The sequence below is a fragment of the Neisseria sp. N95_16 genome (assembly GCF_002551535.2).
Taxonomy (GTDB): domain Bacteria; phylum Pseudomonadota; class Gammaproteobacteria; order Burkholderiales; family Neisseriaceae; genus Neisseria; species Neisseria brasiliensis.
On sequence record NZ_PDBT02000001.1, the window covers coordinates 68,355 to 86,194 of the forward strand.

At 52.2% G+C, this 17,840-nt stretch carries 14 protein-coding genes, 1 other RNA gene and 1 pseudogene; 6 read left to right on the forward strand and 10 right to left on the reverse strand.

What is annotated here, in order from left to right; translation table 11 throughout:
- The first annotated feature begins 181 nt into the window (after positions 1–181).
- Positions 182–544 carry a PAS domain S-box protein gene (locus CRG49_RS00365; RefSeq protein ID WP_095503517.1) on the forward strand — a complete coding sequence of 121 codons (363 nt, stop codon included), beginning with the start codon at positions 182–184 and terminating at the stop codon, positions 542–544.
- A gap of 129 nt (positions 545–673) precedes the next feature.
- Entirely contained in the window at positions 674–1,378 is a 705-nt protein-coding gene (gene truC / locus CRG49_RS00370) for a tRNA pseudouridine(65) synthase TruC (RefSeq protein WP_095503518.1), read from the forward strand.
- 79 nt (positions 1,379–1,457) lie between these two features.
- Here truC and CRG49_RS00375 read toward each other — a convergent pair whose 3' ends face one another.
- The gene (locus CRG49_RS00375) at positions 1,458–1,826 is read right to left on the reverse strand and encodes a DUF86 domain-containing protein (protein WP_095503519.1); all 369 of its coding nucleotides are present in this window, start codon (positions 1,824–1,826) and stop codon (positions 1,458–1,460) included.
- A complete protein-coding gene (locus tag CRG49_RS00380; RefSeq protein WP_095503520.1) occupies positions 1,823–2,113 on the reverse strand; it encodes a nucleotidyltransferase family protein in 291 nt (96 codons plus the stop codon). The genes CRG49_RS00375 and CRG49_RS00380 overlap by 4 nt, the downstream gene beginning before the upstream one ends.
- Before the next feature lie 160 nt (positions 2,114–2,273).
- On the opposite strand from CRG49_RS00380, the gene CRG49_RS00385 reads away from it, so the two are divergent.
- Positions 2,274–4,136 carry a ribonuclease catalytic domain-containing protein gene (locus CRG49_RS00385; protein WP_095503521.1) on the forward strand — a complete coding sequence of 621 codons (1,863 nt, stop codon included), beginning with the start codon at positions 2,274–2,276 and terminating at the stop codon, positions 4,134–4,136.
- Positions 4,137–4,242: 106 nt separating this feature from the next.
- Here CRG49_RS00385 and CRG49_RS00390 read toward each other — a convergent pair.
- Positions 4,243–5,673: pseudogene (locus tag CRG49_RS00390) on the reverse strand (basic amino acid/polyamine antiporter).
- 221 nt (positions 5,674–5,894) lie between these two features.
- Here CRG49_RS00390 and CRG49_RS00395 point away from each other — a divergent pair.
- A complete protein-coding gene (locus CRG49_RS00395) occupies positions 5,895–6,524 on the forward strand; it encodes a tellurite resistance TerB family protein (protein WP_095503522.1) in 630 nt (209 codons plus the stop codon).
- Positions 6,525–6,842: 318 nt separating this feature from the next.
- Here the strand turns inward: CRG49_RS00395 and CRG49_RS13065 are convergent, their stop codons facing one another.
- The 4 genes from CRG49_RS13065 to CRG49_RS00410 all read right to left on the reverse strand — a co-directional run bounded on the left by CRG49_RS13065 (position 6,843) and on the right by CRG49_RS00410 (position 14,212).
- Positions 6,843–7,013, reverse strand: a complete 171-nt coding sequence (locus CRG49_RS13065; RefSeq protein ID WP_154143231.1) for a hypothetical protein — start codon at positions 7,011–7,013, stop codon at positions 6,843–6,845.
- Between the two features lie 68 nt (positions 7,014–7,081).
- Complete coding sequence (locus CRG49_RS00400; protein WP_095503523.1) at positions 7,082–7,972, reverse strand: homocysteine S-methyltransferase family protein; 891 nt, start codon at positions 7,970–7,972, stop codon at positions 7,082–7,084.
- A 77-nt stretch (positions 7,973–8,049) separates the two neighbouring features.
- The gene (locus tag CRG49_RS00405; protein WP_095503524.1) at positions 8,050–12,228 is read right to left on the reverse strand and encodes a translocation/assembly module TamB domain-containing protein; all 4,179 of its coding nucleotides are present in this window, start codon (positions 12,226–12,228) and stop codon (positions 8,050–8,052) included.
- Positions 12,229–12,361: 133 nt separating this feature from the next.
- A complete protein-coding gene (locus tag CRG49_RS00410) occupies positions 12,362–14,212 on the reverse strand; it encodes an autotransporter assembly complex family protein (protein ID WP_095503525.1) in 1,851 nt (616 codons plus the stop codon).
- Positions 14,213–14,561: 349 nt separating this feature from the next.
- Between CRG49_RS00410 and sstT the strand changes: the two genes are divergently transcribed.
- A complete protein-coding gene (gene sstT, locus CRG49_RS00415) occupies positions 14,562–15,782 on the forward strand; it encodes a serine/threonine transporter SstT (RefSeq protein ID WP_095503526.1) in 1,221 nt (406 codons plus the stop codon).
- A 74-nt stretch (positions 15,783–15,856) separates the two neighbouring features.
- On the opposite strand, the gene rnpB is transcribed toward sstT, so the two are convergent.
- From rnpB to CRG49_RS00430, 3 genes are all read right to left on the reverse strand, one after another.
- An RNA gene (rnpB, locus tag CRG49_RS00420) (RNase P RNA component class A) lies at positions 15,857–16,301 on the reverse strand.
- Positions 16,302–16,387: 86 nt separating this feature from the next.
- Entirely contained in the window at positions 16,388–17,284 is an 897-nt protein-coding gene (locus CRG49_RS00425) for a polyprenyl synthetase family protein (RefSeq protein WP_095503527.1), read from the reverse strand.
- Complete coding sequence (locus CRG49_RS00430; RefSeq protein WP_095503528.1) at positions 17,268–17,495, reverse strand: exodeoxyribonuclease VII small subunit; 228 nt, start codon at positions 17,493–17,495, stop codon at positions 17,268–17,270. Before CRG49_RS00430 ends, CRG49_RS00425 begins: the two co-directional genes overlap by 17 nt.
- 174 nt (positions 17,496–17,669) lie before the next feature.
- Between CRG49_RS00430 and CRG49_RS13785 the strand changes: the two genes are divergently transcribed.
- On the forward strand, positions 17,670–17,840 hold a 171-nt coding region (locus tag CRG49_RS13785; RefSeq protein ID WP_157807888.1), incomplete at its 3' end, for a helix-turn-helix domain-containing protein.

The window sequence follows — 17,840 nt, forward strand, 5'->3', positions numbered from 1 at the left end:
CGTTATTCTCCCTGAAGTGGAGCAGCCATTGTAACCGATTTGCCTGACAACACAATGCCGGCAAGCGCAGATGCTTAAGACAATATCTGCACACGCCCTCCCCCATCCGGACAATGCAACCGCGCATTTACGGCCGTATAATCATCTGACCCGATTCATCTTTCCAAGAAAGGACGCAAGCATGAACCTCCCCTATCCGGCCATGTTCGAACAAATGACCGACTCCATCATCTTTGCCGACCGGCAAGGCATTATTCGCGGCTGGAACCGTGCCTCAGAGCAAATGTTCGGCTTCAGCAGCGCCGAAGCCGTCGGTCAAAGCCTTGACCTGATTATTCCCGAACGGCTGCGCGAACCGCACTGGCGCGGTTTTCATGCCGCCATCGCATCCGGAAAAACCAAAAACGGCGGCAAAGCCACCCGCACCAAAGCCCTACGCAAAGACGGCAGCTACATCTACGCCGAAGTCAGCTTCTGCGTGATTCTCGACGAACACGGCCAAGCCGTCGGTTCGCTTTCATCCGCCCGACCAGCCGCCGCATAACCGGACTTATCTTTTTAATCAATATCAAGGCCGTCTGAAATCGTGCAAACGATTTTTCAGACGGCCTGAAAACGATTCGTACCATCCGCGGTATAATCCGTCCGACTCAACCACCGCCCCGCCGCACCCATGCTCGAAATCCTCCACCAAGACACCCACAGCATCGCCGTCAACAAACCGGCCGGCATGCTCGTTCACCGCTCATGGCTCGACCGCCACGAAACCCGCTTTGTCATGCAGACCCTGCGCGACCAAATCGGCCAACATGTTTACCCCGTACACCGTCTCGACCGCCCGACCTCCGGCGTGTTGCTGTTTGCCCTCGACCCCGATTCCGCACGCACACTGACACAACAATTTGAACGCAAAACCATCACCAAAACCTATTGGGCGATTGTGCGCGGCCACCTGCCCGAACACGACCGCATCGACTATCCGCTCAAATACCAGCCCGACCAAATCGCCGAAAGCCGCACCGAAGCCACCTTACAAGATGCCGTCACCGATTACCGCTGCTTGGCGCAAACCGAATTGCCCTTCCAATCCGCCTTGCGCTATCCCACATCACGCTATTCATGGGCAGAACTCACTCCGCATACCGGCCGCAAACACCAGCTGCGCCGCCACATGAAACACATTTTCCATCCCATCGTCGGCGACACCAATTACGGCGACCTGCGCCAAAACCACGCCGTGGCCGAACACTTGGGCACCAATCGCTTAATGCTGCACGCGCGGGCATTGTCGTTTGAAAGTTTGGAAAACGGGGAAACGGTACAGATTACTGCGCCGACTGATGAGCAGTGGGCGGTTTGGTTGGGGAAGTTTGTGTAATGAGATAATCATTGAATATAAAAGGCCGTCTGAAAAGCTATCTTTCAGACGGCCTGATATTTATAAAATTCAATTTGATTTAAGAAATCTCTTCGTCATCAGCCGAAGCAATCGGCACAAGTTGTGTGAGCAATTCAGGTAACGCGCTTTCCAATGTTTCCCAAACCACATCCATATCAATATCAAAATAGCCGTGAGCAATACGGTTTCGCATACCGCGCATACTCCGCCAAGGGATATGACTGTGTTGCGCCACCCAATCAGGGGCATCATTCATCAGCTTAGTTGCTGCTTCGCCAATAATCAGCAAATTCATCACCACTGCTTGCTGAGTGCGCTTATCCTGCTCAAAATCTGCCTTGCTCAATCCTTCAACATAGCCCAATGCATCGGTTGCCGCCTGAATCATGTGATGAACATAATCCATACTGCGCTTGCTTTTACTCATAAGGGTCTGGCCTCCATCAACACTTGGTTGCGGAAGGAAACCGGTAAATCCTTCGGGGTTTTGATGTCCACGGAAATGCCCAATTCGGTTTCCAACTCATCCTGCAAGCCACCCAAGTCAAATAAGGTTGTTTCCGGCAACGTATCCACCAAAATATCGAGATCGCTGTCATCCGTATCCTTTCCATGCAAAATCGAACCGAATACGCGGGGATTGGCAATGCGGTAGCGGCTCAAAATCGCCATAATGGTTTGGCGGCGCTCTTTGATAATCAGAGAGGGCTTCATGGCAATCTCCTTTTTAATCTGATGGATAAGATTGTAGCTTTACCCCAAGGATAAAACAACTTCACCATTATGCATCACCATGCCGTCTGAAACTTTTCCTGCTTTCAGACGGCCTTTCTGCTAAAATCCCCACCTTAAAAATTTACCTAACCGCAAGCAAATGAATATTTTTTACGAAGAATCCGGCCAGTTTAAAGTCGCTGCCATCGTGCAGAAAAACGATGCCACTTACCAAGTCGATACCCAACACGGCAAGCGCACGAAAGTGAAGGCGAATAATGTGTTTACTGAGTTTAGCGGCGACATGGCGGCGTTTTTAGAGAATGCGCAGACGGATGCGGCTGAGATTGACGCGGATTTGCTGTGGGAAGTGTGTGGGGAAGACGAGTTTTCCGCCGAAGCGATTGCGGAAGAATATTTCGGCCACGCGCCGAGCCAGTCGGAACTGGCGGCGACTTTGATTGCGCTGTATGCCGCGCCGATGTATTTCTACAAAAAGGCCAAAGGCGTGTTTAAAGCCGCGCCGGAAGAAACTTTGAAACAAGCTTTGGCGGCGATTGAGCGCAAAAAGCAGCAAGATGCGCAGATTGATGCTTGGGCGGCGGCTTTACAGGCGGGCGAAATGCCGTCTGAAATCGCGGCGGATTTGAAAACGATTTTACACGCGCCCGACAAGCAGGCTTTGACCTATAAGGCGTTTATCAAGGCGGCGGACGCGTTGAAATTGCAGCCTTATGATTTGGCCAAGCAAACCGGCGCGGTAACGTCGCTGCCGCAATACCTGCTCGATGCATTTGAAATGAAGCATTATCCGCAAGGCGCGGCGTTGGCGGATATGGAAGTTGCGCCACTGCCTGAATTGCCGCAAGCCGATGTGGCGGCGTTTTCGATTGACGACGAATCCACCACCGAAGTGGACGATGCCTTGAGCCTGACTGATTTGGGCAACGGCCTGAAACGCGTCGGCATCCACATCGCCGCGCCATCGTTGGCGATTGAATCGGGCAGCGCGATTGAAAAAACGGTGATGAACCGCTTGAGCACGGCCTATTTCCCCGACGGCAAAATCACCATGTTGCCGGAAAACTGGATTGCCGCGTTCAGCTTGGATGAAGGCACATACCGTCCGGCGGTGAGCATTTATTTCGATGTCGATGCCGAATTCAACTTGGTCGGCGAGCCGGTGAATAAAATCGAAGCGGTCAACATCGCCGAAAACCTGCGTATTCAAGCGATTGAGCCGCATTTCAACGCCGCAACCGGCTTGGATGCCGCCGGTGAAGCCATGTTCAACCATCATCAGGATTTGATTTGGTTTCATCAGTTTGCCATCGCGCGCCAAAAAGCACGCGGCAAATACGAAGAAAACCGCGCACCACAATACGATTACAGCGTGGAAGTGGCTTCAGACGGCATCGTCTCCGTGACCCGCCGCGAACGCGGTTCACCCATCGACACGCTGGTGAGCGAAATGATGATTCTGGCCAACAGCACTTGGGCGCAGATGCTCGATGAAAACGATTTGCCGGGCTTGTTCCGCGTGCAGCCGAGCGGCAAAGTGCGCATGAGCACCCAATCCGAACCGCACATCGGCATGGGCGTGCAACATTACGGCTGGTTCACCTCGCCGCTGCGCCGCGCCGCCGACTACATCAACCAAAAACAGCTCATCAGCCTGATTGACGAACACAGCGAAGCCCTGTTCCAAAAAAACGATGCCGAACTCTTCGCCGCGCTGCGCGATTTCGACACCGCCTATGCCGCCTACGCCGATTTCCAACGCCAAATGGAAGCCTACTGGAGCTTGGTGTATTTGGAACAGCAAGGCACGAAAGAACTCACCGCCACGGTATTGAAAGAAGACTTGGTGCGCATCGAAGGGCTGCCGCTGGTAACCCGCGCGGTGGGCATTCCGTTTGACACCTTGCCCAAGTCGCAAGTGTTACTCAACATTACCGGATTGGATTCGGAAAAGCAGTTTATCGGTTTGAATTATGTGAAAGCGGTGGCGCCGCAGATTTGATTGAATAAAGTATACAAAGGCCGTCTGAAAACGTTTTCAGACGGCCTTATTATAATTAAATCAATGTTTTCCATCTGCCTAACAAGCAGGCGGTTTTTATTTAGCATCAAGCCGACAGGCTGGCCACCAACTGCTGCACCGCAGGCACGGCCAATACCGCCAACACCAGCAGAATCGCTTTTTCAAAGCCCTTGAGTTTCAGACGGCCATGATGTTTGTATTGCGAATACAGATACAGCAACACGCCCGGCAAATACAGCAACACAGAAAACAGCAGATATTCCGTGCCCGCCGCATACACAATCCACAGCGCATACACGGTGGCAATCAGGCCAATGAGTTTGATGCCGATGCTTAAATTCTGTGTGAAGGCAAGTTTGAGCAAAAACGCGCCGATGAGAAAATACGGAATCAGAATCATCGAGGTGGAAATCAGCAGCAGCGTTTCATAGCTGTTGCCGGTCTGCCAAACCAAAAACAGACACAGTTGCACCGTCAGCGTGGTAAACAATAGCGAGCCGTGCGCCACGCTGTTTTGGTTGAGCTTCACAAACGATGGCGGGAAGGCGCCGTTTTTCGCACCCAAGTGCGGAATTTCGGTGGCATACAGCGTCCAACTCAAATACGACGACAACACCGACACAATCAAACACACGCTAATCAACACTTTGCCCCATTGGCCGACCATGTGCGCCAACACACCCGCCATCGACGGATTGGCCATCTCGGCAATTTCGGCACGCGGCAAAATACCCTGCGCCAACACGGTAATCGCTACATACATCGCCAGCACCAACACCACACCCAACACGGTCGCTTTGCCGACATCGGCACGGCTTCTGGCGTGTTTCGACAACACCGCCGCACCTTCAATACCGGTAAACACCCACAGCGTAATCAGCATGGTGTTTTTCACTTAGCTCATGATGCCGGCATCGGGATTTTCCGGCGTGGCCAAACTCGCACCTGTCCAATCGGCCATAAACACATCACTTTTGAAGAAATAAGCCGCCAAACCGATAAACAAAATCAGCGGAAACACTTTTACAAACGTTGCCACCAAGTTCACGCCTGCCGCTTCTTTAATGCCGCGCGCCACCAGCCAATAAATCAACCATGCCACCGCCGATTCGCCGAGAAACGCCCAAAAGGTGTTGCCCTTGCCGAATAATACAAAATCGGGCGTATCGGTGAACGTGCCGACCGCTTCAAACGCCACCACCAGATAGCCGACGATGCCGACCGTGGTACACAACCAATACCCCCAAGCCGAGAAGAAACCGACCATGTCGCCGAAGCCTTCGCGTGCATAAGTGTAGATGCCACCGTCAAGTTCGGGGCGCAAACGTGCCAACACCGCAAACGAAATGCCCAAGAAAATAATCCCGACACCGGTAATCAGCCAGCCGATAAGCAAGGCTTTTGATCCGGCCACCGAGGCCATGTTTTGCGGCAGGCTAAAAATGCCCGAGCCAATCATGGAGCTGATCACCAACGCCGTAAGCGCGGCCAGCCCGATTGTGGATTTGGAAGACATTAATCTCTTTCTGAATTTTTTGTGGGGGGCGGCAATTTTAACCGATTTACACAAAACCTGCTTAAAAAGGCCGTCTGAAACATACCCTTAGCGCAGAAATTGTATTCAGACGGCCACTGATGTAAACAGGCTTTTCAAATACTTAACCTTCGCCAAGCTTGGCAATGGCACGGAAAACCGATATGTTAAGAACACAACTCACTCATTAAGAAAGACCGACCATGAACTTAAACAGCTTATTGAATTTGGTTTTGAACAGCGTTCAGAAAAACAACACACCTGCCGCAAGTGCCAACAACGGCGGTTTGCTCGGTTCATTGGGCGGCAGCGCCGTAGCGGCCAGCTTGGTGTCGATGTTGTTGAAAAAGAAAAACACCGGTTCGCTGGCAAAAGTCGGCTCATTGGCCGCGCTGGGCATGCTGGCTTACCAAGCCTATCAAGGTTGGCAGAAAAACAACCCGACCAAGCCTGCGCCCTTAAAAAGCGATTTCGAGCCGAATGAAAGCAAAGCCGAAGAACAAAGCCGCGTGTTATTGCGCACCATGATTGCCGCCGCCGCTTCAGACGGCCTGATCGATGAAAACGAGAAACAGCTCATCAGCAACGAGAGCGGCGACGATCCGGCTACTTTGCGTTGGTTGGCTGCCGAATATGCCAATCCGGCCAGCATTGCCGATATCGCCCAAGCCGTCGGCAACGACCGCGCTTTGGCTTCGGGTGCCTACCTTGCCGCCCGCGTGGTGTGTGATGATATGTCACGCAAAGAAATCGTGTTCCTCGCCCAATTGGCCGAAGCGCTGAATCTGGACGAAGAATTGGTAGAAAAACTGGAGCAGCAATTAGGTTTGTAATCCACTGATTGCTACTGATTACACATGATAAAGGCCGTCTGAAAAATCATTTTTCAGACGGCCTTTTGCTATTGGCTGACAAAACGAAATCGTCAAAAACTTGGGTATGATTGTAACATCCACATCGATACACTGCTTATCGGCGGTCGAGCCTCCGGCTATCCATCATATATATCTATTGCTTATCAGCCGGTCATTTAAACATCATTCATCCTTTATTTTAGTGTTTTCAATCTACACTTTTTTAAGCTAAGGAATTATTCGGAGGCAGGAGAATTGACTGCTCTTTTAGGTCTGTCCAGAAAGCGAAAAGATGATTCAGTTCAAACGTCGGTAGATTTTTTCGGCGATTTTAATCCCAGCAAAACACAGCGCAAACGCCAAGATAATTTGCACGATACCGGGCAGGGGCAAGCGGCGCAGCAACAGAAAATAAAGCCCCCAGCCGATAAGGTTGCCGATAATATTAATCACAAGAGTAGGGCGCATATTAATCCGTTTTGAGTATCCATATGTTCAGACGGCCTCACCTAAAATGAGGCCGTCTAAAACGCGATTTATAATTGTTCGGCCAATACCTGAATATGTTCAGGGCCGATGCCGCAGCAGCCGCCGACAATACCTGCGCCTGCCGCCACCCATTCTTGCGCCCAGCGCAAATAGTTCGGCGGCGTGGTATCTTTACGGATTTCGTCCAAGCCGTCATTGGCGGCATTCATCTCATCTTCCACTGGCTCGAATGCGTTGGCATAAACACCTATTTTCAATGATTTACCTTGTTTTTCTAATGCTAATTTAGCGCATGCCACTGCCGCCAGCATCACTTCTGGACGGCTGCAATTAAACAGTAAAGCCTCTGCCCCCAAAGTGGCTACGGCTTGCGCCGCCTCTGCCACCGACTCACCCGAACGCAACACCGGTGCATCGTGTTCGTGCGTGTCTTCCAAGGTGAACGACACCCAAAACGGTTTGCCGTCATCCGGCAGACAGCTGCGCCAAAATTCGGCTTCGGCAATGCTGCTTTGTGTTTCTGCCAGCCAAATATCGTTATAGTTTTTTAAGCCGTTGATTAATGGTTTGGCCAACTCAGGCGCGGCCGAAGCGTCGAACAAATCAGGTCGGTATGAGCCAAACAATGGCGGCAGTGAAGCAGCCACTTTCACGTCTTTGCCGCTTTGGTCGACGGCTTCTCGGGCAAGTTGACCGGCGGTGGCGGCCAAGCTTTCGGCTTCTTGGGCAAAGCGTTGCTCGCCAATGTGAAACGGCACCACCGCATAGCTGTTGGCGGTAATCACTTCGGCACCGGCGCGGATATAGTCGACATGGGTATCACGCACGATATCAGGTGCTTCGGTCAGGGCCAGTGCCGACCATTCGGGTTGGCGGAACGGTGCGCCACGGCGGTGCAGCTCGCGCCCCATCCCGCCATCTAAAATAATGGGTTTCATGTTTGTCTTTCTGATAAGCGGTTTCATCATAAAGGCCGTCTGAAAAGCTAAAAATGACTTTTCAGACGGCCTGCTTTTTAAGGTTGTTTTTCTTGTTCTATAGTTGCTTCCGCTTCTTTATCTGCCTTTTTAAACCAGCGGTCAAAGCGGATGGTGTATTTCAATTCACCGCCTGATGATTCGCTGCCGACACGGGCAATCGCTTGAATAGAGCGGGTCAGTTGGTAAATCAGCTTGACTGACTGCTCGGCGCTGGTTAAGCCGTATTCATAACCAAGATACAGCTCTTGCGACAATTGTTTGCCCACGGTCAGCACCTGTTCGGCCGGATTGAGTTCGCCGGTTTGGGCATTGCGGCTGCGTTTGCTGGTCATGCCGAAATCGTCCACCAAACCTAAGCGGTCGTTGAGCTTCCCTGCCAACAAAGCACCGGCGGCGGCGGACAATACCGCTTCATCGCCATCGCTGCCGCTGCTGGCACGGTTCAGAATCAGCCACGAAAGTTTGTCTTTTTCGCTCATGACTTCATCGGCCACTAAGGTAATGCGCGGATCGCTCAAATTACCCAGCACTTCCACGCCCGCGCCCACCGGCGACAAGCGGCGCTCGGCACGGATATTCAGATTCGGGTCGCCCAAGGGGCCAACGAAAGAAATCGTGCCTTTGGTAATGTCCAAATCCTGACCGTAAGCTTTGTAGCGGCCTTTGACTACCTTCACCGTTCCGATGCCCTGCACCTTTTCACCCGGTCGGGCAGTCAGCTTCAATGTGCCACCCAAGGTCACGTTCAAGCCTTCACCGACAAAGCGCACGCTGTCGTTCAAGTCCAAATCTAAATCCATGAAAATCGGCGTGGTCGCGGCTTGCTCTTTCGGCGGCTCGCCCAATACCACCACATCGCCATCCAAAGTCGGCATGGATGATTCTTGGAAACCGAATTGGCCGAAGTCGGCTTTCAATCCGCCCACCAAAGACACACCGCGCTGCACGTTATACAGCACTTTGGCCCTGCCGCTTAACGCCAAACGGCGGTTCGAGCGAGAAAGTGTGCGGTATTTGTCGAACACGATATCGACATCAACATCGGGATTCACGTCTTCCAATTCGACGCGGCCTTTCAGCTCGACCGTGCCGCCACGATAAAATTTCAAGCTGTCGATGATCCAATGGCGGCCTTGCAGACGCGAGCGCAATACGCCGTTGTCCAAAATCAAACCTTGCGCCTGATTGCGGTAATACAGATTGTCGCCGTTGAGTGTGCCGTTAAACAGCGGATCGCCGACGCTGCCACCCAAATTCACCGCGCCAATCAGACGGCCTTTGATGGTTTGGCCGACCGGAATGAAATTGCGGAACACTTCTAAATTGGCAACATTCAGGTTAATGCGGCCACTCAAAGGCGAAGTATCCAAGCTGTTGCCCTGACCAATGTTGATGATGCCGTCGCCGTTGCCGTAATTGGTGTTGAGCTTTAGATTAGACGCGATGCTCGGTGTGGCCACGCGCCCACCCAACACGGCGGTGCCGACGAAGCTGCCGCTTAAGCTTTGTGCCGATGGCGGCAAGAGCGGGCGTAAGGCGGTTAAATCGGAAATATTGGCGTTCACGCGACCGGTGAGCGGCGCATTGGCCAAATTGCCGCCAAATTGTTGGTTGATGCCAACATCGGCATCCACGCGGCCGAATCGGCTGTGGCCGTCGAGCCGCGCATCAATGCGGTTGTTTTGGAAACGGGTGCGCAAAGACAAAGTGCTCAAGCCCAAAGGCTGGTTGTTTTGCGGCAGAATCACATCGCCACCCTGACGCATGATATTCAGGTAGCCGCGCGCATTTTCGCTATACGACATATCCCAATCGCCGCCCAACACCAGATTATGGCTCACCGGCGGCTGATAGAAATTATGCAACTCGGCCATGTGCAGGTTTTGCGCACTGCCTTTGGTGGTGATGCCGGTACGTTTATCCCACACGAAACTTTGCAGATTCAACACGCCACTCATCGCCGCCCATCGCGCCGGACTCATCGCCACACGTTCGGCGCCGGCTTCCAAATTCATGCGGTTTTGCAGCTTAAGGTTAAACGCGCCGCTGATGTCGAGCGCATTCACCACACCTTTCCATTGGTCGAGGTCTTGATTCAGGCCGCCGTTGGCATCAAGGTCGAGCTTGTAGGGCTTGCTGTCCAAAACCATATTACCGGTGCCGCGGATACGGTGGTTGAGACCGGTACCGTTCATACTCAGGTTGATGGCATCAATCACAGTCGGCGTTTTGCCTGCAAACACAATCCGGTCGCCCACGATTTCTGCTGTCACCGGCTTGGTCACATCAGGCGAGCCTTTGAGTTTGAAATCCAAATCGCGCACATTGAGCAAATCGCCCACACGCAGGGCGCGCGCTTCGCCGGATAAATCGGTTTCCAGCGTTTTGATGCCGTCTGAAAGATCGCCGCCCAAATAGCCTTTGGCATTGAGCAAACCGCTCAAACCAAAACCGAAGCGCGATAAATCGGGGGCGCTGATATTCAGATTCAGGCGGTCGCCTTTTTTGCCGAAGCTGCCGCTGGTATTGATAACATTGGTGCCGAGCTTAAGGTCGGTCAGCGCACGCGGCAGGTGTTGGTCTTCATACAAAATATCGGCCTTACCGCTCAATGACACACCATTAAGCATACTCGGGCCAAACTGCATTTTGCCGCCGAATTTCTGCTTGCCCAATTCGCCTGTCAGCGCGATATTGCCGTTGATATTGCCTACCGGAAGCTGCTTATCCATCTTGCTCGGATTGAAATTTTTACTCACAATATCGAGCTTAAGCAGTTGATTTTTAAAGAGCTGAAGCTCGCCTCCGGCTGTGATTTCTCCGCCGTCCTGTGGCGTTAATTTCACATCTGAAAGCTTGAGCGTACGCTGGCCTTGCAGCTTGTCGGTGAGGATGGAAAGCAGGCCGGTGGTGCGGGCAAAACCGCTGTCGAGCGACCAATCAATGTTCGGCGATGCGGTCTCGCCTTTGACGTTGATATTGCCGTTCAGACGGCCTGCAATGTTTTGTTGCACCGCATCGGCGGCAGCGACATTTTCCACACCGATGGCCAAATCCAATTGCTGCTTGACGGTATCGATGCTGCCCGCTGCTTTCAGACGGCCTTGTTGCAGCAGTTCAAATTCCGCTTCATTGATTTTGACCATGCCTTGTTCGTCAACAGTAAATTCTGCCAAGGCGGCGCGCGCGGGAATACCATTATTATCAGCAAAATCGGCTTGCGTATTGCCCAAGTCCAGCGCACCATCTAAGGCAATACCGTCGGTAAACGATGGCACAAGAATGGCATCAAAGGTCAGGTTGGCTTTGGGCAGCGATGGGATAAACGCCACCGGATTGATGTTGATGCCCTTCACATGCACTTCGCCGACAATATCATTCAGCTGCTTGGCAAAGGGATGCAAGATGGAATTGGCGTGCAAATGTACATTTTCACCATCAAGCAGGATTTGCATATTCACGTCTTGCAGGCTGCCCCAAAAGCGGGTGGTACCGTGGATGGTTTCGCCTTCCAGTTCGCCTTTGGTGTAAATCGCGGTATTGAGTGAAAACGGGCTTTGCAAACCCAACACCACCGCGCCGGCCGATTCGCTCCACGGCGTTTTGGCTTCGGCCAAATTTAAGCGATGCTCTTTGCGGTCGTAATGATAGGCGGCTTTGAGTTTTTCGACGTAGATTGTCTGCTCATCGAAGCTTTTGCCGACAGAGATTTTGCCGGTTTCGGCATGATCGACGAACACGGTCACCGGCAAATCAATGCTATCAGGCAGGCCGTCTGAAGGTTTGTCTTCTTTTGGCGGGGTCGGCTTGGTGACAATGGCGATGTCACCGGCAATTAATTCTTTGATGTGCAGGCTCGGGCGGGTCAATTCAGACGGCACCCATTGCAGCGTGAGCTTGCTGATTTTGATGTCGGCACCTTTGGTTTCAATCAGCCATTCATCACCGCGCACACCGTCAATCAAGGTGCCTTGTAAGGTTTTGGAGCTGATGTTCACGCCGAACCATGACGGGATTTTATAGAGACCGAAGCGCAAGCCGGATTCGGTGCTGGCCACCCACCCCACCAAACCGAGCAGACACACCAACGCACACAACACCAGCCACGCCAGCACGCGCAGCCAGCGGCGTTTGCGCTTAGGCGGCGTTTCAGACGGCCTGTTATCAGTTGGCGGCGTGTCCACCGCAGCGGTAGGTGCTTGTTCTGTGGTCATGGTTACGATAAAAGAAAATAAAGTTTATTTTTCAGACGGCATTTAAAATCATTCAATAGGCCGTCTGAACATCATATGGTGTTTTGCCGCAGGGTAGGGCGCTTTCAGATGGCATCAAAGGCCGTCTGAAACATTAAAAACGCGTACCTAAGCTGATGTGCCAGCGCAGTTTTTTGTCTTGATGGCCGTAAGCCACGTCGAACGAAAATGGCGCCACCGGGCTAAACCAGCGCACACCCAAACCGGTGCCGTGTTTCATGGTCATTTTTTTGAAGTTTGGTGCTGCATCGCCGACATCGTGGAACAAGGCGGCAGAAAAACTTTTGGTCACCGGATATTGATATTCAAAGCTGCCGACCAATAAAGCGCGTTCCGGCAATACCGAATCATTCGGGCCGGCCAACCCGAGGCTGTCGAGCTCATAACCACGAATCGATGAGGCGCCACCGGTACGGAATAATAAGCTCGACGGCACTTCTTCGCCTTCATTGGCATACACATAGCCGGTTTGGCCGCGCACGATGAAGGTACCGATTTTTTTGTTTTCCGGCGTAAAGAAATAGCCGGCTCGGGCATGGGCGCGCGCCATCATGGTGGACGACAACACTTTGCCTAAAGTGGCGCCGATTTTGCCATCGAGATAGTAGCCGTTTTCAGGGCGAAGCGTGGTCTCGATGTCTTGGCGCTTCCATGAGGCAGTGAGCATGGTGGCATGGCTGCGGCCCAAATCGTAATCGGTATCGGGGACTTTGCGCTCTTCAATAATAAATTCCAAACCGACACGGGCATCGATATTATTGCGGTCGCGCACATACCACACACCGCTGGTGAGGGCGTGTTTTTCTAAATTTTGTGTGGTGGAGCGGTTGTAGGCCAGATTGGTGGTCCAGTATTTGCCGTTGCTTTTACGCGGCTGGCTGATACCGGCAGCCAAGGTGGTTTCGTATTTGTCCATGTCCCACACCACCGAGCCGATGTAGCCGCGGTTGAACAAATTGTAGTAATCGTAAGCGATGCGGCCGCCCAAACCGTATTCCGAATCGTAACGGATACCGGTTTCCAATTTATGCAGCTTCACTTCGCTCACATTAACCTTCACCGGCACACGGTCTTGGTTCAGATTGTCAAAATCGGCCTGCACCGAAGCGCCGGAATAATGGCCGTTTTGCTCCAAAGCCTGCTGAAAATCGAGCAGTTTATCCAAGTCGTAAGGATCACCCGGTTCAAAACGCGCCATGCCGGAGACGACGGTCACCGGATAGCGTTTGGTACCGGTAATTTGGAAATCACCGAAATAAATCGGCCGGTTGCTCTCCACCATCACTTCCAAGTCGGCCATGTTGCGATTGGGATCAATAGTCGCCTGTGAATTAGCGATTTTAGCCAACGGGTATTTTTTACGTGTGACCGCTGCGAGCACAGACGTTTTGCTGCTGCTCCAGCGGTCTTGGTCGAAATTGTCGCCCACCGGCTGCTGCCAGTTTTGCATGGCGTTTTTGTAATAATCACCGACATCGCCTTCAGACAACACATCACCAATAATCGCCACGCTAACATTATCGATTTTAGTGCGTGGGCCCGGAATAATGTTGACCACATAACCATCGGTGGCGCGATCGTCACGAATACTGGTTTGGCTGTTGAAATAGCCTTTGGTGCGCAACATGGTTGTCACGTTTTGCGGCGCCTCTTCCGCCAAAAAACCGACTTGCTCTTTATCCAGCTCTTCCTGTTGTTGCTGGGTAATCAGCGGCAAATGGGTTTCCACCATTTCTTTGACTTCGCTGTTGTCAGTTTCAACTTTAACCGGATATTTTGGGTCAAGTTTGACCGTTTCCGTGCTCATGCCCGGCGGCGGCGTGCGTTCCGATTCGGGCACAGGCTCGTAATCATCGGCCTGAGGCACAAACGCATCGGCCGCAAATGCCTGCGCACAGGCCAGCGACAGCGTGGTAAAGAGAATCGGCGGAGTCAGCTTGTTCATATTGCCAAAGAGTACGGGAATTCGGAGGTTTCTGATTCTAACACTATTTATGCCTTCTTTTAACAGCCGAATCCTGCGCTTACATTGCTTTAGGCCGTCTGAAAATCGGAAAATGTTTATTGGGGGCAAAAGTCGTCAACAATTTTTCACCCATACTACATATTATGCAATTTACCAAAAAAATTTAATATTAAAATTAATATATTATTGATTGTAAATTCTTATATTTATAAAAATATAAGAATTTTATGCTAAATTATCTGATTTATGATCAAAATCTTCACCGAAGGTAAGGTTTTATTTTAGAATGTAATTTATTCTTAACATACTTTTAACACAAGGATGAATGATGTCCAGTGAAAACCCTCTTCTCAACGCAGTCAACAGCGTCAGCCTGGTGAAACAAATCGCCATCGGCTTGGTGATCGGTATTGTTGTCGGCTGGATTGCACCTAATGCAGGCCTGGCTGTCGGCTTACTCGGCAGCCTGTTTGTCGGCGCATTGAAAGCCGTGGCACCGGTTTTGGTGTTTATCTTGGTGGTCGCAGCCATTTCCCAACACCGCAGAGGCAACGAAGCCTACATCAAACCGATTATCGGCTTGTATATCGTCGGCACATTCGCCTCTGCTTTGGTTGCGGTATTGGCCAGTATGATGTTCCCAACCCATATCGTTTTATCCAGCGCCAGCGATATTTCCACTACCCCGCCATCCGGCATTGTCGAAGTGTTGAAAACCTTATTGATGAACTTGGTTGCCAATCCGGTGAACGCCATCGCCAATGCCAACTACATCGGCATTTTGGCTTGGGGCTTGGTATTGGGCTTTGCCATCCGCAATCACGGTTCGGACACCACCCGTCAAGTCGTGGCTGATTTGGCTGATGCGATTTCTACCGTGGTGAAATGGGTGATTAAATTCGCACCTTTGGGTATTTTCGGTTTGGTGGCTTCGACCGTGGCCGAAACCGGCTTCGGCGCTTTGGCCAGCTATGCCCAACTGCTCGCCGTATTGCTCGGCTGTATGCTGTTTATCGCATTGGTGGTGAACCCGCTGATTGTGTGGTGGAAAATCCGTCGCAATCCGTATCCGTTGGTGCTGACCTGCCTGCGTGAAAGCGGTGTGACCGCCTTCTTCACCCGCTCTTCTGCCGCCAATATTCCGGTGAACATGGCCTTGGCGAAGAAACTCGGTTTGCACGAAGACACCTACTCCATCTCGATTCCATTGGGTGCCACCATCAACATGAGCGGCGCGGCAATTACCATTACCGTATTGTCACTGGCAGCAGCGCACACTTTGGGCATTCAGGTTGACTTCTTCACCGCGCTGCTGTTGAGCTTGGTAGCCACGGCCGGTGCTTGCGGCGCTTCCGGTGTAGCCGGCGGCTCGTTGCTGCTGATTCCGATGGCGTGTGCCTTGTTCGGCATTTCCAACGATGTGGCCATGCAAGTGGTGGCTGTGGGCTTCATCATCGGCGTGTTGCAAGACTCAGCCGAAACCGCGCTGAACTCGTCCACCGACGTATTGTTTACCGCCGCAGCGGATATGAGCCGCAACCGCGAATAAACATAGTTGATGTACATAAAAGGCCGTCTGAAAAATCTGCTGTTGATTTTCAGACGGCCTTGATTCATTCTGTGCATACAGGTCAAACGATAAGCCGGGTTCTGTCGTTGGACAGTCATTCCTCTAGTCGCACCATTGCTGATGCGCTCCAGCAACCTACCCGAACGCTCGGCGAGTCGCGTCAATGCGTTCTGTTTGGTCTTGCTCCGAATGGGGTTTAGCCTGCTGCGGACTGTTACCAGCCGCACGGTGCGCTCTTACCGCACCTTTTCACCCTTACCTGTGCCTTCCCGCCAGCCTTTTGCACCCTGCTTGCCTTGCCATACTCATGGCTGCGGCATTTCATTTTGCAATGATACAAAAGGCTGGCGAGAATCATGGCCATCGGCGGTTCTGCTCTCTGTTCCACTTTCCGTCGTGTTACCACGCCCGGCCGTTAGCCGGCATTCTGCTCTTTGGAGCCCGGACTTTCCTCCCCGTAAGCCTTACGCGTTACGCGGCGACTGTCTGTCTGGCCTGTATGCGGAAGCGATTATAACACAAGGCCGTCTGAAACTTAGGGTTAGCAGTTTCAGACGGCCTCGTTTCACATCAAAGCAGCAAACTCAATGCTTACGCGCCGTCACAAATTCCGCCAATTGGCGCAAGTGGGCAGCTTTGTCACCAAACGGCTGCAGCAAGGCCACAGCTTCGGCAACCAGTTTTTCAGCGTAGGCGCGCGCTTCGGTCAAGCCCATCAGTTTGACATAAGTCGGCTTGTCGTTATCGGCATCTTTACCGGCGGTTTTGCCGAGCGTAGCGGTGTCGGCTTCGCAGTCGAGCACATCGTCAATCACTTGGAAAGCCAAGCCCAGTTTGGTGGCGTATTGGTCGAGTCGGGCGATGTGTTCGTCGCTCAAATCGGGACAGGCCAGCGCACCCAATACCACGGCGGCACGAATCAGCGCACCGGTTTTCAGGCCATGCATTTCTTCTAGTTCGGCTTGGTTCATCGCCTTACCGATATTGGCCAAGTCAATCGCCTGACCGCCGGCCATCCCTAAGCTGCCGCTGGCTTTGGCGAGCGTCGCCAACATGGCCAACTGGCGCGCGGCAGGCAATTCGGTGGCGCGGCTCAACACATCAAATGCTTGTGTTTGCAGCGCATCGCCAACCAACAGCGCGGTGGCTTCATCGTATTGCACATGGCAGGTCGGTTTGCCGCGGCGCAGGCTGTCGTTGTCCATCGGCGGCATATCGTCGTGAACCAAGGAATAAACGTGCACCATCTCAATCGCGGCCATGGCTTGTTCGACCGCGACATTGTCAGCCTCGCCCAATTCGGAGGCGGCCAACACCAACAGCGGGCGCAACCGCTTACCGCCGCCGAGCGTGACATAACGCATGGCTTCGTGCAGCTTGGCCGGTTTGGTGTGTTCAGACGGCAAGAAACGCTCCAGCAGCAATTCGGTTTGCGCTTGAGCTTTTTGCTGCCATGCTTTTAAATCATTCGCTTGGGTCAAGGTTGAGCTCCTTCAGTTCGCCGGCATCCAAAACCTGCAATTTTTGTTCGACTTCGGCCAATTTTTCTTGGCAATATTGCACCAATTCGTTGCCTTCCTGATAGGCAGCAAGCGCGTCTTCCAGCGGCATATCGCTGCTCTGCATGGCTTGGGTTAAGGTTTCCAAGCGTTTCAGGGCTTCTTCAAAGGATTTTGGGGCGGCTTTTTTCATGGGTATCGGGTAGGAAAAATCAAAGGCTTATTGTAGCATTTTTAAACGTGAAAAGGCCGTCTGAAAGCATGGTTTTCAGACGGCCTTACATTCGCCTAACAAGTGCAATTTCCAATAACAGAAAAGGCCAGTATGCGGTGGTATACTGCCTTTCCTGACAAGAAAGATTGCAATATGGCCTACACACAACTGACCTCACACCAAAGATACTACATTTCCAGACATTACCGCAACCTACCCCTAAACCAAATCGCACAGAACATCGGTTGTCATCCCGCCACCGTCAGTCGGGAAATCAGACGGCATTCCGTCAACGGAACCTACTGTTACCGAAAAGCACAACAG